The organism is Sphingobacterium sp. SYP-B4668 (assembly GCF_027627455.1).
Lineage (GTDB): Bacteria > Bacteroidota > Bacteroidia > Sphingobacteriales > Sphingobacteriaceae > Sphingobacterium.
Genome location: NZ_CP115483.1, coordinates 3,956,703 through 3,972,239, shown reverse-complemented (window position 1 = coordinate 3,972,239; position 15,537 = coordinate 3,956,703). Strand labels below are relative to the sequence as shown.

Annotated in this window: 10 protein-coding genes; 8 read left to right on the top strand and 2 right to left on the bottom strand. The window is 41.1% G+C overall.

What is annotated here, in order from left to right:
• Window position 1 precedes the first annotated feature (1 nt).
• From OQ289_RS16275 to OQ289_RS16250, 6 genes are all read left to right on the top strand, one after another.
• Entirely contained in the window at window positions 2-757 is a 756-nt protein-coding gene (locus tag OQ289_RS16275) for a gamma-glutamyl-gamma-aminobutyrate hydrolase family protein (protein WP_270087905.1), read from the top strand.
• Window positions 747-2,111 carry an aldehyde dehydrogenase family protein gene (locus OQ289_RS16270; RefSeq protein WP_270087904.1) on the top strand — a complete coding sequence of 455 codons (1,365 nt, stop codon included), beginning with the start codon at window positions 747-749 and terminating at the stop codon, window positions 2,109-2,111. The genes OQ289_RS16275 and OQ289_RS16270 overlap by 11 nt, the downstream gene beginning before the upstream one ends.
• A 290-nt stretch (window positions 2,112-2,401) precedes the next feature.
• A complete protein-coding gene (locus OQ289_RS16265; RefSeq protein ID WP_270087903.1) occupies window positions 2,402-3,739 on the top strand; it encodes an IPT/TIG domain-containing protein in 1,338 nt (445 codons plus the stop codon).
• 21 nt (window positions 3,740-3,760) lie between these two features.
• Window positions 3,761-6,850, top strand: a complete 3,090-nt coding sequence (locus OQ289_RS16260) for a SusC/RagA family TonB-linked outer membrane protein (RefSeq protein WP_270087902.1) — start codon at window positions 3,761-3,763, stop codon at window positions 6,848-6,850.
• 25 nt (window positions 6,851-6,875) lie between these two features.
• Window positions 6,876-8,882 (top strand): RagB/SusD family nutrient uptake outer membrane protein, encoded by a 2,007-nt coding sequence (locus tag OQ289_RS16255; protein ID WP_270087901.1) that lies wholly within the window; start codon window positions 6,876-6,878, stop codon window positions 8,880-8,882.
• 10 nt (window positions 8,883-8,892) lie between these two features.
• The gene (locus OQ289_RS16250; RefSeq protein WP_270087900.1) at window positions 8,893-9,774 is read left to right on the top strand and encodes a DUF1735 domain-containing protein; all 882 of its coding nucleotides are present in this window, start codon (window positions 8,893-8,895) and stop codon (window positions 9,772-9,774) included.
• Between the two features lie 78 nt (window positions 9,775-9,852).
• On the opposite strand, the gene OQ289_RS16245 is transcribed toward OQ289_RS16250, so the two are convergent.
• Both OQ289_RS16245 and OQ289_RS16240 read right to left on the bottom strand, forming a co-directional pair.
• A complete protein-coding gene (locus OQ289_RS16245) occupies window positions 9,853-10,242 on the bottom strand; it encodes a DUF1398 domain-containing protein (protein ID WP_270087899.1) in 390 nt (129 codons plus the stop codon).
• A 12-nt stretch (window positions 10,243-10,254) separates the two neighbouring features.
• Window positions 10,255-12,456 carry a TlpA family protein disulfide reductase gene (locus OQ289_RS16240; protein ID WP_270087898.1) on the bottom strand — a complete coding sequence of 734 codons (2,202 nt, stop codon included), beginning with the start codon at window positions 12,454-12,456 and terminating at the stop codon, window positions 10,255-10,257.
• Between the two features lie 680 nt (window positions 12,457-13,136).
• Between OQ289_RS16240 and OQ289_RS16235 the strand changes: the two genes are divergently transcribed.
• Together OQ289_RS16235 and OQ289_RS16230 are read left to right on the top strand one after the other, a co-directional pair.
• Window positions 13,137-14,537, top strand: a complete 1,401-nt coding sequence (locus OQ289_RS16235; RefSeq protein ID WP_270087897.1) for a sialate O-acetylesterase — start codon at window positions 13,137-13,139, stop codon at window positions 14,535-14,537.
• Between the two features lie 38 nt (window positions 14,538-14,575).
• Entirely contained in the window at window positions 14,576-15,505 is a 930-nt protein-coding gene (locus tag OQ289_RS16230; RefSeq protein ID WP_270087896.1) for a glycoside hydrolase family 43 protein, read from the top strand.
• The last annotated feature ends 32 nt before the right edge of the window (window positions 15,506-15,537 follow it).

Below are 15,537 nucleotides of genomic sequence, written 5' to 3'. Positions count from 1 at the left end.
TATGTTGACAATCGGAATAAGTTCATGTTTTCTATATCCAGATAGTGCAAGGACGGTATTTGGCCACAAAACCCTACAATATGTGGAGCACGATTTGATGAGATGGATTTGTAGGCAAGGAATATTGCCGGTATTGATTCCCGATGTAGAAATCTCCATATTGGACGGCATCCTTGAGCAAATGGATGGGATTATTCTTCAAGGTGGTAGTGACATCGCGCCTGAGAAATATGGTGAAGCACCGATTGGTATTTGGAAAGGCGATTCATATAGGGATGATTACGAATTGAAAATATTAGACTATGCGATAAATAATTCCAAACCAATCTTGGGAATATGTAGGGGTTTTCAACTCATGAACGTTTATTTTGGAGGTACTCTTTACCAAGATATCCCGTCTCAGGTTCCTCAAGCAAATGTCCATAGATCAGCAGAACAATATGATAAAATAAATCATCCCATACAGTTTGTGCCTGGAGCATATTTGGATAGGTTGTACGGTTATCTTTCACAGTCTGTTGTCAATACGGTGCACCACCAAGCCGTCAAAGTGTTAGGGCATGATCTTGAAGTCTATGCTCGGTCAGATGATGGTTTTATTGAAGCATTCGGTTATAAAAAAGCGCCCGAGGGCAAAGTAATGGGTATACAATGGCATCCTGAATTTTCTCATACACAGGCAGGTAAATTACTGGACGAAAATTTGATATTTAATGCCTTTCTCCAACATGTAAAACAGAACAAAAATGCTAGTTAAAAATCCAGCCACCGATACTGTGCTGACCACGTTGGCAGCAATAGAACTTGATGACCTACAAAAAATGGAAGTCGATTTACACAAAGGGCAAAAAAAATGGGCTCAATATCCGCTAAAAGAACGTTTGGGGCATGTTGTTAAATTTGGCCAACTCATATTGTCTCATAAGCAAGAACTTGCCGAGATCCTGACGAAGGAAACTGGAAAGCCAATCTCGCAGTCTATCAATGAAATTCAGGGCGCACAAAATCGGATTGAGCATCTTGTATCAAATGCCGAACGGTGGCTCTCTACTGAGCATGTCACCTCAATAGGAGCCACGCAGGAACTGGTTGTCTACGAGCCGTTAGGAGTAATTGCCAATATATCTGCTTGGAATTTTCCGTATAACGTGGGTTTTAATGTATTCTTATATGCCTTAGTAGCAGGAAATGCAGTGCTGTATAAGCCTTCTGAGTTCGCTACTCTTACCGGACGGGAATTCGAAAAATACCTTCATCAGGCGGGAGTACCCGAAGATGTTTTTAGATGTGTGATTGGTGATTCTCGGACTGGACAGCAGGTGCTAGACTTATCTTTAGACGGATATTTTTTTACAGGATCTTACAAAACGGGCGTTCATATCGCTCAATCTGTCGCTCATAAACTTGTTCCCGTTCAGTTGGAACTGGGGGGCAAAGATCCTCTGTATGTGACCGAAGATGTCGTAGACGTGCAACAGGCAGCCGTATCGGCAGCAGAAGGAGCCTTTTATAATAATGGGCAGAGTTGTTGCGCAGTTGAGCGGATTTATGTGTCGGACAAGATTTACGACCAATTTGTCCAAGCCTTCATTGATGAAGTCGCATCCTATCCCGTTGGTAACCCTATGCTTCTCGACACATTTATAGGTCCCCTTACTCGAGAAGCACAGCTAGGGGTTCTTCAGGAGCAAATTCAAGATGCTTTGTTGAAAGGAGCTTCGCTGCGCTTGGGAGGACATATTATTGATAGTTCAGGATATTATCACCAACCGACTGTATTGATAGATTGCAATCATGATATGTCGCTGATGAGAGAGGAGACGTTTGGCCCGCTTATCGGTATACAAAAAGTCAGTTCAGATGAAGAAGCCATTCAACTAATGCGGGACACTGATTATGGTTTGACGGCTGCGGTGTTCTCATCCAATCGTGACAGGGCTATGGCCATTTTGAAAGAGATGGATACAGGTACTGTTTATTGGAATTGTTGTGATCGAGTAAGTCCCAATGTCCCTTGGTCCGGTCGTAAAAACTCTGGACTTGGATCCACTTTGTCGTCGCAAGGTATCCGAGCTTTTGTCCAACCCAAAGCATACCATTTGAGACAGTAAACCAAAATATTAACGAGGGGTAATAGATGCAAGTTGAGTATGAATTTTCTGTTGCGCCCTCGTAACAACGTAAGAATTCCCGTAGTGTATTTTAAATAGCACATTACCATCCTTTTATGTGAGAGGATGAATATTCTAATGTTCTTTTAATTAATTTTTACGAAAAAATAAATTCAATAGTTATAAAAAATCAGTTAAATTAACCAATTTGAAAACCAAAAGTATGCTAACCTGTACTTTGAAAGATGTTTCTCCAAAAACATCATTAATTCACAAAAATTATGAGCAAAATGAAAAAGTTAACCTTGTCCATGCTTCTGCTCTTTTCAATCTTTTCTTGCAATAAGGATGGAGAGACTAATGGAGGCGAACAGACTAAACCTATCGATATTAATAGATCGATAGAAGTTACAGACATCAAACCCAAAGAAGGCGGGTTGGGTACCGGTGTCATCATCAATGGGGAGAATTTCGGTAATGACACTTCGAAAATTGAAGTCTACTTCAACGAAAAGAAGGCTTTGTTACTGAAAGTCAAGCCTACTGTTATTTACGCCATGGTACCCAAGCAACCGGGAGATCTTTCTGAGATAAAGATTGTCGCCAAAAATGTAGCCAAGCCGCTGGAGGCTGTGCTTAAAGATGTCAGGTTCCAATACCATATAAAGGCTTCCGTGACTACTGTAGCAGGTGTCTTCAACGTTTCCGCCGTTAAAGATGGACCTGCTTTAGAAGCAAATTTTAAACGCCCATCGTTTGTAGCCGTTAGTGACGACAATATCATCATCGTTTCGGATGATGATGCAGGACGTGTTGCAGCGCTTTCACTACAGGATAACAAGGTCTATACACTTTCGACCGATTTCTCATATCCATGGCAGTCCTCCTATACCCCGGATCAGTCTGCACTTTTTATCGCTGAGCGGACCACAGCCTCGAAACCAATTTTATTCAGGGGATTATATCGTAACAAGAATTGGTTAGAACCGGTTCCCTTCTACGATCAAAAGGATAATAATGGTAATTACATCCTCGGCACAGAAACCATAGTCGGTATGACGGCGGATCAGGAGTACGTATATCTTATTACCTCTGGTGCGAAAAAACTTGTTCGGGTGCACCAACAGACGCGTAAGGTAGAACTAATCGGCGAAAAGCTGAATCTCTCTTCGTGGAGCTATCTAGCGTTTAATAAAAAAGATGGTTACGTATACCTAGCATCTGAAGAATGGGGACGTGTGTATCGATTCGATCCTAAATACACGCCTGCAGGTAATGATAAACCTTGGATTGGCAACGGTCAATTGGAACATTTGATTGGTACCGGTAGAGGAAAGGTAAGAGAAGGAGTAGGTACTTCTGCTCAGACGGGTAGTCTTTCGGGCATCAGCTGTGATGCGGATGGAAATGTGTATACCTGTGACTTTGACAATCATGTGATTTGGAAGATAGACCCTCAGCTCAATGCAACTGTTGTTGCAGGTACTCCTGGTGTCAGTGGATATAAGGACGGAATCCCTAAAGAATCACAGTTCAACAGTCCTTATGGTGTTTACGCGACGTCGGATGGAATTCTCTATGTTGCAGATACCTTCAACAGAGTAATTAGATGTGTCGCAATCCAATAATCTAATCAAAAGCTGATGTTTATGTATATCAAAAAAATAAGTCCTATCGTACTATTTGTATTACTGGCTCCGAGTATTGCGTTCGGACAATCGAAAATAAAAGGTATAGTTGTTGACGCTGAAAGTAAGTCTCCATTGGCAGGAGTTGTCGTTTTTCCTAAGAAGGATTCGACAAATATGGTTTCCTCGGACAATGGGGGAAATTACGAAATCAATGTTTCTGCCAAATCCGTTCTTGTTTTTCGTTCTATCGGATATAGCCTCAAGGAAATTGACATTTCCGAAAATCCCAATCAAATCATCAATATCGAACTTGACGCAATCAATTCTTCCCTCGAAGAAGTACAAGTTGTCGGACATGGAGTCCAGCGAAAGATCAGTGTCACAGGGGCAATCTCTACGGTCAATGTCAAGGAATTGAACCGTGGTGGAGTTACATCTCTATCGAATATGCTTGCGGGAAGAATCGCAGGACTTATTGGGGTACAGGGAAGTGGCGAACCTGGTAAGGATGTATCCGAGTTTTGGATTCGAGGGATTAGTACTTTCGGCGCCAATAGCAGTGCCTTAGTACTCATTGACGGTGTCGATCGGGGAGCAAGCAGTCTCAATGATCTTGATCCACAGGATATCGAAAGTTTTTCAATACTAAAGGATGCTTCTGCTACGGCAGTATATGGAGCTCGTGGTGCAAACGGTGTTGTGCTTATCAACACAAAGCGCGGTAGCGAAAGTAAAATGTCCATTAGTGCCAATGTTAAATCTATGGTTGAATATCTACCCCGACTTCCAAAATATCTAAATGCATACGATTATGCCACCCTTGCAAATGAAGCAAGGCTCGTTCGTGGCGAGAAGTCTGTCTATTCTTCAGAAATCTTCGATATTATTAAATATAATATGGATCCAGATCTGTATCCCGACGTGGATTGGCAAAATGAAATTCTCAAACCCAAGACGTGGGGCACGCAGGCCAATCTCAATATTTCAGGGGGAGGTAAGGTAGCCCGTTATTTTATGAGCGGTACCTATCGTGGTAACGATGCAATCTATAAGCAGAGCGGCATGGAGGATTATAACTCCAATGTCAAACGTCAGCAGTACGGTTTTCGATCTAATATCGACGTCGATGTTACAAAAACGACCTCTTTGGGGCTATCTCTGTCAGCTAAATTGATTGATCTTAATCGTCCCGGATTGGGTACTACCGATAGGATTTGGGAGGCCGCAGCCAATCTCACGCCGATGACGGTTCCAGTTATTTTTTCGAACGGACAATTCCCAGCTTATGGCAAAGAGGAAGATCAGACTTCACCCAGTGTCTTATTAAATAAGACCGGTTTTTATACTGAGAAGAGCAATACCATAGAGTCCATTATTAATCTAAAACAAGACCTTTCCTTTATCACAGAAGGACTTTCGGCCTCTGGATTAGTCTCCTTTGACAATGCTAATTATTATACTACCGGTAGGACCAAGATGCCTGATTTATATAAGGCTGTAGGCAGGGATTGGAATAATGGTCGCCTCTTGACACAAAAAACTGTTGTAGCTACACCTTCTAATTTTAGTTCTAATTCATTCGGTGTAAAGACGATATATATAGAAGCTAAGACTAATTACGAGAAAAATCTTTTGGATGAACGTATCCGTACAGCGGCCATGTTTCTATATAATCAAAGAGACCTGCAACGTACCGATGCTGGAACATCTCTCTACGCTATTCCTAGAAGGAGTCAAGGTATTGCTGCCCGTGTCACAGCTTCTCTGGATGATATTTATTTTATCGAAGGTAACTTCGGATATAATGGTTCTGAAAATTTTCCGAAAGGAGAGCGTATGGGCTTTTTCCCCTCTGTTTCGGCAGGTTGGGTTCCTACGAGCTATTCCTTCATGCAAGAGCACCTAGCCTTTATATCGTTCCTTAAGTTCCGTTACTCATTTGGATTGGTCGGTAATGACCAGATCAGTGGAAATGTACGTTTTCCATATCTTACTACTTTAGATATGTCGGCTCCTTCCTATGTTTTTGGGGATCAAGGGCAGACCAATTATGGCGGGGTCACTGAAGAAGTTATGGGGTCAACGGGGTTGGTATGGGAAAAGGCTGTCAAGCAGAATTTCGGACTTGACCTTACACTTTTTAACGATCTTACCATCAATATCGATGGCTTTCTCGATCACCGTGACAATATTTTCATGCAACGAGCTACATTACCAGGGACTATCGGTACTTCTACTATTCCTTGGGGGAATGTTGGACGGATGAAAAGCTGGGGGGCAGACGGGACAGTCTCTTATCGTAAAATGGTGGGCGAGTTTACTTTTGAAGGTCGCGGTAATTTTACAATAACTAGGGATAGGATAATCGACTATGATGAGGTAAAACCACGTTACCCTTATCTGGGAAAAAAGGGAACTAGTAATAATGTGACCAGAGGGCTCATCGCGCTTGGATTGTTCAAAGATGAACAGGATATCGAAAATAGTCCTACTCAGTTTGGTAATCTGATGCCTGGTGATATCAAATACATGGATGTCAATGGCGATGGAAAGGTCGACTCCGATGACATCGTCCCAATAGGCGATTCCAATATACCTAAGTTTCTGTACGGTTTTGCTTTAAGCACCTCTTGGAAAGATTTTGACCTTAACATATTCTTCAGGGGAGCGAATCAAGTGGATTACTTCATGGGCGGCAAAGGATATTATCCATTTGTTGGCGGACAAACCGGCAACGTACTTTCCATCGTAAACGACCCAGGTAATCGCTACGTCCCAGCCTCTTATTCAGGAGACCCAGCAACAGAAAATCTGAACGCTCGTTTCCCTAGGTTAACCTATGGCGAAAACAGCAACAATAATCGTCCCTCGACCCATTGGCTGGCCGATGCAGGGTATCTTCGATTGAAGACATTAGAACTGGGGTATACCGTTCCACAGGCCTGGGCCAAGAGCATTTATACCAAGGGAATTCGAATTTCCATTATAGGGGATAATCTACATCTCTGGGATAATGTGAAGCTTTGGGATCCAGAGCAGGCTAATTCCAATGGGTCGGTCTATCCGTTGACTAGATCCTTTACTTTCAACCTTCAGCTCTCTCTCTAATACTGGGCCATTAAAGCAAAACGTTATGAAAAAGACATATAAATATATCATCTTTACTTTCCTATGTTTAGGATCCTTCGGTATCCATTCGTGTAATTTCCTTGAAATAGATCCTTATGTGCATGATCAATTTACGCTAGATTCTGTATTCAATCGAAAAGAATATACCCAAAAGTATCTGTCTAATATCTATAGTCACCTGCCTGACTACGCCTCGTCCAATTATTATACTTCGCAGTCTATGCCGTATTCATTGATTAGTGATGAGGCTATCAGTACTCTTGACAAAATCGGTACGCATAATTATAATCGTTTTTCCAACAATCTGATGACCTCTGAAGGACTTGGAGGATATTCCAATCGCTGGGATTTCTTCTATCAAGGTATCAGAAAAGCCAATGTATTCCTTGAAAATGTGGATAAATGCAAAGAGGTCTCTGAATTTCAACGTTCGGAATGGAAAGGAGAGGCACTCTTCCTTAAAGCCAATTTTTATTTTGAACTGATGTTGGCATTTGGCCCCGTACCTATCGTACCCGATAATCCCGTTAGTTTTGATACACCCATCGATCAGATGATGTTAGCACGCAATACATGGGATGAATGCAATACCTATGTCAGCAATTTGCTCCAACAGGCCGAACTGATGCTACCTGAGGTACCTCGTGACAATTCTGAATTCGGTAAGGCGACCAAAAATGCATCACTAGCGGTGTTGTCCCGCTTAAGTTTATACAGTGCGAGCCCCTTATATAATGGTCAGAACGGGGAGTTTTCTAATTTGAAGACCAAGGACGGTGTACCGTTACTCAATCCGAATTTCGACAGTGAAAAATGGGCTATCGCTGCTGCTGTTGCAAAGAAATTGATTCTCAAAAAACCAAATGACCTCTATACCGTCCCTAAAATGTCGAATACGCCACATCTTCCTGTTCCTGCCGAATTTCAAGGAAGTTTCCCGGACGGCGTGGGAGGGATAGATCCCTACCATTCATATGCGGATATCTTTAGTGGCGAGTGTGTACTTCCATCCGAAAATCCGGAGATTTTATTTGCTAAGATGAACTCTAATTTCAGTACCCGATACCTTATGCCTAGGATGGTGGGTGGATATTCCGATCTCGTCTTATCGCAGAATTTTGTCGATGATTTTTATATGGTAGATGGAAGGGACATCCACAATGCGAGCGCAGAATATCCATATGGATCTGACTTTACAACTAATGAGACTATCTTTTCTGGAGATCGAGAGGGTAATGGAGTTACGCTGTTGCCCAATACCCACAAATGGTACGTAAATCGTGAAATGAGGTTTTATGCTATTGTTGCATTCAACAACTCATACTACCCCTCTACCTCTACTCCTCCCAATGCCATCGATCCTCAAGATGGCAAAGTGGCTAAGTATTTCCGAGATTCCAAAAGTGGCAAAGACTATGCGTTGAATGGTACCAACGCCGACCCAGAAGATTATCCTATGACGGGATATCTCTGTAAAAAGTATGTACATTTTGAAGATTCTTACATCTCGGGTGGACGTCTGAAACGCAAATATAGTGTTCCCTATAGAATGGCAGAGGTTTATCTAAATTATGTAGAAGCCCTCAACGAACTTACCGGTTCACATACCGTAAATGGAGTTGTAGTTTCCCGAGATATCGAAGAGATGAAACGGTACTTTAATATGATTCGCTTCCGGGCCGGTCTTCCAGGGCTCACCAATGCCGAGGTGTCAGATAGAGACCTACTACGAAAGATTATACTGCGAGAACGAAAGTTGGAGTTTGCATGGGAGCAGAGACGTTATCATGACCTAAGAAGAACCAAGCAGGCAATGGTTTATGAAAATGAAGTACAGATGGGACTCAACGTCAGTGCAAAGGAAAATGAGAAAGATAAGTTTTATTCCATTGTAAGGCTCAATGAGCGGTCGTATCTATATAAGGTCTTCACGACAAGACAGACCTTTCTGCCCATCCCAAAAGGTGAGGTAGACAAGAACTATAACCTACAACAAAATATCGGATATTAAATTCAGTATCATGAATAGAAAAATTTTTTTATTACCTGTGACAATGGCACTTGTTGCTACATTTAGCGTTTCGTGTAATAAGGATCCGCTTGCTCAATATGGAGAACAGTATAAAAAGACGGTATATCTCGTGCACTCGGAGAGTATTGAATACGTTCGAGAGCACTCCTTTGAAAATGTCGACGATACCATTACGTTTTCGATTTACTGTTCTTCCTCTGAGCCAATTACCAGTGATTTGACAGTATCCCTAAAAAAGGATCCACGAGTCTTGGATTCTCTGAATTTTATCAACAGTCTGGGCAATGCTAACTATATCCCCAAAGAACTGTTGGGGGCAGAGCGTTACAGTTTCGAAAATGGATCGACCATTATTCGTACGGGTACGCAATATGGCTTGTTGAAGATCCCGGTTAAGTTAACTGGAATAGATGTTGACAAAGAGTATGTCCTTCCCATTACACTTACTGCTAATGATAGGGCGTTTGATATCAATCCTAAATTGCAGTCCATTGCTTATAGGCCTGTTATGATTAATAGATTTTCCGGGATTTTTACCGGCTCATCCAAATTGTCTACCGAGACTTCTCCAAGAGCCATCTCTCCGAAACTCGTTGCGATGGAAAGAAATAAAGTTCGATTGCCCATACACAATCTTTCTGATGACAAGGCGATGTTGGCTACCAATTATATGATATTGACGATACAGGAAGATGGCAAATCCGTCGTTGTAGAATCCTATAAAGACTCAGAGGTCACCGATGAAGGAGGAAGCGAATATGATGCAATCTCAAAACGATTTACATTGAACTATTCCTACAAAGATGGTGCGACAAAGCGGTCAATAAAATCAATCATTCAGAATATCGATGCGATAGAGAATGAATTGTGATTTATCCTTCACAATTGGATGGGGAGCTAAGATTTATGATAGCTTCCCATCCAACTTTGGGTAAATTTAGATTCTCGCCTATTGAGGTATTGCTTCTGTCATGATTTCATTTCCTACTTTGTCGTAATAGGTGCACGTCATCTTGTCCAAGGACACATACCATTTTTCAATCCCAGTTTCTGCGCAATGCTTACAAAATGTTATATAGTCTGTTTTTCCCCTTTGATGTAATTTTAGCCAATAGCTGAATTTATTTTTATCACTAACTTCGGCGATTGTTAGATCGTCGTATTGCGGTTCAGATTTGGTTTGAAAGTCATTTTCACCAAAGTATTGCGTATGACTATCTTGGACCCATGTTTCAAAAGCGAATACACCTAGTTGCTTGATTTCTTGGATATATCTAGGGAAATCAGCTCCTGATTTCACTTTTTGGTGAGCCTGCTCAATTTGTTCTACAGTAAACATGGCTTCTATTATCTACAGTTTGGACAATTGAGCGACCAAAGTCTGCCAATCGAATCCAAAATCCGTTGAAATTAACTTGCCTTCGGGTGTGACGATATACTTGCTTGGATATTCACGTACTTTGTACGTAATTTCCACTTGATTATCAGATATCAATACTGGTATCTCATAGTTGTGGTCCGACAAAAAGCGGTGTACTTTTTCCTTGGTATCCCGACAAGCTATGCTCATAAAAGCTATATTACTCATTTTATCCTGCTTTAATCCTAGATAGTATTGATTTAATTTTGGCATTTCTGCGACACAAGGGCCGCACCAAGTACCCCAAAAATCAACTACCGTCCATTTACCCTCAAGCTGCTTGGAAGAAAAATCCTTATCCGCAATATCCTTTAGTAAAAACGACGGAGCATCTGGAAGTTGCGGAATAATATCATTCTTGAAAAAATTTCCAAAGTTGGCCGAGTCATAGTTTTCGCGATAGAAAGTCGATAGGCTGTGAAAACCGCTTCCTGGATTATTTAGGAATTCTTGGATATAACTTTGCAATGCGACATCATTTTTACCTCGTTTACTTAACAACTTAAAATAATCTTCACTGTAGTTTTCTTTTGATTTCAAAAATACGCGATCGTAAAAACTACCGTAAGCTTTTTCTGTACCACTTTTTGGAGAATAGTAGGCTGCTTTTTCTAAATAGGAAAGTGCTTGTTCTTCTTGGTCCACTGGTGTAGACTCGTAGGCTAAATAGTGCGCATACGCCAAATGCGCTTTTTGTAAGAATCTTTTCTTATCTGTCTCGTCCTCGTATAATGGACGTATTTTGTCTATAATATATTGGATCTTTTGGACGTCTGAGGCTCCTTTTTTGGAGAGGAGCTGTTGAACCAATAAGGCATATCTCCCAGCATTGCCTTGCTCCCAATAGGGCCTCTCCATATTTAGTATTTCCTCTTGGATACGCTTAAGTGTGTCAACATGCTCTGTTTGCATTGCAGTTGTCCATAGATACATGGGGCTGGCTGCGATGCGCTCCCTCTCGCCAAATTGATTGGTAACAATTTGCAAGTATTGCAACGATAATGTGTCGAGGCGCAGTACATGCTGACTTAACGTTTGCTGTAGATAACTGTATAACTGCCCATCATCCAGTAGTGGGATGATTTGACGGAATTCGTCTATGGGGATATTCCCGAAGGATAACTTGTTGCTGAGGTGGGAAGTATGTGCAATTAGATTTGGAGATATACTCTTTAAAGCTTTTTCGTATATCTTGTAGTCTCCAAAGCTTTGCAGATGCCTTAATTTAGTGGTCACATATTCAGGATTTTTTGCATATTTCGGCTCATACAACTCGATATATTGGAACAATTTCAAGCTATCTGTTTTGTCTTGTTGACCTAATGCACTGCTCCAATAACTACCATTCACAATCATCTCATAATAATCGTCTTCGATTGCTTTTGAGTAGTATTTGCCCGATCGCCGAATTGATAGATTATTATAATTTTTTATTCTTTGTCCGCCTTCCACCAAAAAGGAATAGGTTACGTTCCGATTTCCGATATCCACCAGGTTCGTTTTCGGGTCAAAGCTGGCATTTCCTTCCAGTATTGAGGTACTATCTGCTTTGGTATAGTTGAGTGATACCATAGATTTATTCCGTTTGAGGATATGATATGTTACGCCGTCTTCGGTTATGTTTACGTCGTTGGCTGTTGTTCCATCTAATACAGGCAGTTTCGAAAAATATAGAGAATGTACGAGGTTTGACAACTCCGAAAATGTGTTGGCCGATATGCTGGCTATCACGTCCTCTTTGATTGCCCAATCTTTAAGCTGTTGTTTGATTTCATCTTTCCATTTAAGGGAATCGATATTGACCATGCCCCTGTTGACTGTAAATTGCAACGGCTTTTTCAAAGCATAGATGTCGGTAATTGCCGAAGTCGAACTCATAAAGTTTTTTCCTTGGCCTAAATCTCCAGTAGAAAATGTACGATCGACTCCTCCTTTATCCTCCATGTCAAGACCATCTACCCTTAGCTCCATCAGATTCTTGTCTTTTGATAGTTTCTTGAGTTGTTGTAGCGTGACGTAATAGGTTTTTTTGCTGCTTGTCTCGTTTTTGTTTATAACGAAGTGGAAGGTTGCCATTTTTTGTGCTATACAAACTTGCGTACACAAACCGATCAGTATGAGCAGGTATTTCATTGGTTAATGATTTAATTTACCTAAGATAGAAAATAGATTGAGATAATCCTATCCTTCAAGATAATTACAAGTTTATCTAGTAATGCTCTTATTCACATCCTTCTGAATGATAGACGAGGGTATTGATGGATGGCACGAGTGTAGGTACTTGTATCCGATACAGGTTATTTCTTTTTTCTATTCCATAACAAAAAAATGATGGAGATAATAAGCGTGATGATGTAAATAATCGCTAGCCCGGGTTTTTCGAAACGTAGCGTTTCAAAATCAAACTTTCGGTACAGTGTCACTCCCAAGATGATTGCTATTACACTAAGAGTAAATGTTAAAGCACTTTTCTTTTCCATATTATTTTGCGCTATTAAGTTGATGAAGATGCCACTTTGCTAATGCAATTTAGCAGGCCAAATTTAAGTGTATTTCTAAGAGTTTTAACAATCATATGTTATTTGTCTTGATGTTGTATAGTGTGACGATGTGCTGTCATTTTGAATGTCTCCACGCTACCTATCGCCAGAAGGAATGTCCTCTTTCCGGTCACCGTACACCGATTCTCTTTTCTCTAATCAATAAATAATCTCAAAAATTTTACAACTAACTTAGCCACAAACTAGTGGTACAGGACGGTTTTTATTTTTGATTTTTGTACATTTACAGCTAGTAAACCTAAATCTACGGTCATGAATATCCTAAAACATATTACGCTATGTTTCGCCCTGCTATTTGCAATTGCCCAAGAGGGACTTGCACAACTGAGGTTACCAAATTTTTTCTCTAATCATATGGTCTTACAGCGCAATACTCCTATTAATTTTTGGGGTTGGGGAGGTGCTGGAGGACAGATTCAAATTAAAGTCAGTTGGTCACAGGAAGCTATTACTGCAAAAGTCGATCCAAATGGACAATGGAAAGTTGTCTTACCTGCGGGCAAAGCTGGGGGACCTTATCAAATTGATGTAAGCCTGAATGGTGAGAATCAGACATTGCAAGATGTCCTATTGGGTGATGTCTTTCTATGTTCTGGACAGTCCAACATGGAATGGGGTGGCAATCAAAATTTGAAAGAAATTATCGATGAATTACCCTCAGCTAATAATCCAAATATTCGCTTACTGCAAGTTAGTCGTGCAGGAGCAGGAGCCGCGCAAGAACAATTGCCTAACTCTTGGACTGTATTGAATGCCGAAACATTGAAGCCCTTCTCTGCTATTGGATATTTTATAGCCAAGGAAATCAACGCCAAGGAAAATGTTCCCATTGGTGTCATCAACTCAAGTTGGGGGGGGACTCCTGCTGAAGTTTGGACACCTTCTTATTTAATAAATCATGATCCTCTCTTATTGGAGAAGTCTAAAATGCAAGGCGTGTCTGACTACCGCCCCAATCAACCAGGTGTCCTTTGGAATGGTATGATTTCTCCTTTTGTGGGATACAATCTTACGGCAGCATTTTGGTATCAAGGGGAAAGTAACGTAGGCTCATGGCAGGGATACGATAAATTGATGAAGACCATGGTCAATGCATGGCGTTCGGCTTGGAACCATGATTTTCCGTTCTACTTTGTTCAGATCGCTCCTTACACGTATAATAACCAAGCCCCCCTAGCTGCCTATCTACGAGAACAACAAGCTAAAACAGCCTTAGAGCTACGGAATACAGGGATGGTGGTCGTTACTGATTTGGTCGATAATATAAAGGATATACATCCAACGCAAAAAAGGGAAGTGGCCCTACGTCTTTCCGAAATGGCTTTGGTCGACATTTACAAACACAATATCAAAGACTATAAATCACCAATTTACCAATCCAGTGAAGTGAAAGGCAATTCCATTGAGGTCACTTTTTATAATCTAGATGGTAATCTAAAGGCCAATGGCGATGTTACGGATTTACAGATTGCGGGTGCAGATAAAGTCTTTCATGCTGCGAAAGGCAGTGTCAAAGGGAATAAGTTGATTATTCAATCATCAGAGGTGAAAAATCCTGTAGCCGTTCGTTTTGGATTTTCAGAGATTGCTATGCCTAATCTTTTCAATAGTCGTGGTCTTCCTGTTTCTCCGTTTCGATCGGATAATTGGTAGATCCATTGGATAAGTACATACTTCTAAAAATATCTATATTGAAACGTTTGGTTTTATTCGCTTGGTTGTTCTTCGTGTCCAATCAGCTCATGGCTCTACAAGATACCGTTTACCTTTTTAGTTACTTTAAAGACAATGGGCAGGATGGATTACATCTTGCCTATAGCCATGACGGTTTATTATGGAAGGCACTAAAAGATGATCGATCGATTTTAGAACCGATACTCGGACCGGATAAACTCATGCGCGATCCCTGCATCATCAGAGGGGCCGACGGTTTATTTCATATGGTATTTACCATTAGCTGGACGGAGAAAGGCATCGGTTATGCTTCGTCCAAAAATCTGGTGGACTGGACGGCGCAAAAAATCATCCCCGTGATGTACCATGAGCCACATGCAAGAAATGCCTGGGCACCCGAAATTACCTACGATTCCACATCCGGGACCTACATGATTTATTGGGCAACGACTATTCCTGGTTGTTTTCCGGCCTCTACCGAGTCCGAAGATCGTTATAATCATCGGTTGTATTATACCACGACAAAGAATTTTGAGCAGTTTTCAGAAACGAAGTTATTGTATAATCCTGGGTTTAATGTCATTGACGCCAGTATAGTCAAGGATGGGAGGCGATTCGTGATGTTTCTGAAAGATGAAAGTCTGAAACCTGTTGCAAAGAATCTTAAAGTTGCTTACAGCGATAACTTGATTGGACCTTATGGCCCCGCCTCTGAGCCAATTACAGGCGCTTATTGGGCAGAAGGACCAACTAGTTTACAGATAGGCAAGCGGTGGATTGTTTATTTTGATAAATATCAACAGGGACTCTACGGAGCGATCAGTTCTACTGATCTTCGAACTTGGAAGGATATTTCCAATCAAATATCTCTGCCAAATAAAATTCGGCACGGAAGTATCTTCAAAGTAAGTTATAGTGAATTTGTATACTTGAAAGACCACCTGTGATAGACTAAGTGGTGGTCTTTTTATCTCGTACA

Excerpts from the sequence above, each read along its gene's own strand:
- OQ289_RS16275 (WP_270087905.1), top strand. The coding sequence starts at position 2 with ATGTTGACAATCGGAATAAGTTCATGTTTTCTATATCCAGATAGTGCA.
- OQ289_RS16270 (WP_270087904.1), top strand. The coding sequence starts at position 747 with ATGCTAGTTAAAAATCCAGCCACCGATACTGTGCTGACCACGTTGGCA.
- OQ289_RS16265 (WP_270087903.1), top strand. The coding sequence starts at position 2,402 with ATGAAAAAGTTAACCTTGTCCATGCTTCTGCTCTTTTCAATCTTTTCT.
- OQ289_RS16260 (WP_270087902.1), top strand. The coding sequence starts at position 3,761 with ATGTATATCAAAAAAATAAGTCCTATCGTACTATTTGTATTACTGGCT.
- OQ289_RS16255 (WP_270087901.1), top strand. The coding sequence starts at position 6,876 with ATGAAAAAGACATATAAATATATCATCTTTACTTTCCTATGTTTAGGA.
- OQ289_RS16250 (WP_270087900.1), top strand. The coding sequence starts at position 8,893 with ATGAATAGAAAAATTTTTTTATTACCTGTGACAATGGCACTTGTTGCT.
- OQ289_RS16245 (WP_270087899.1), bottom strand. The coding sequence starts at position 10,242 with ATGTTTACTGTAGAACAAATTGAGCAGGCTCACCAAAAAGTGAAATCA.
- OQ289_RS16240 (WP_270087898.1), bottom strand. The coding sequence starts at position 12,456 with ATGAAATACCTGCTCATACTGATCGGTTTGTGTACGCAAGTTTGTATA.
- OQ289_RS16235 (WP_270087897.1), top strand. The coding sequence starts at position 13,137 with ATGAATATCCTAAAACATATTACGCTATGTTTCGCCCTGCTATTTGCA.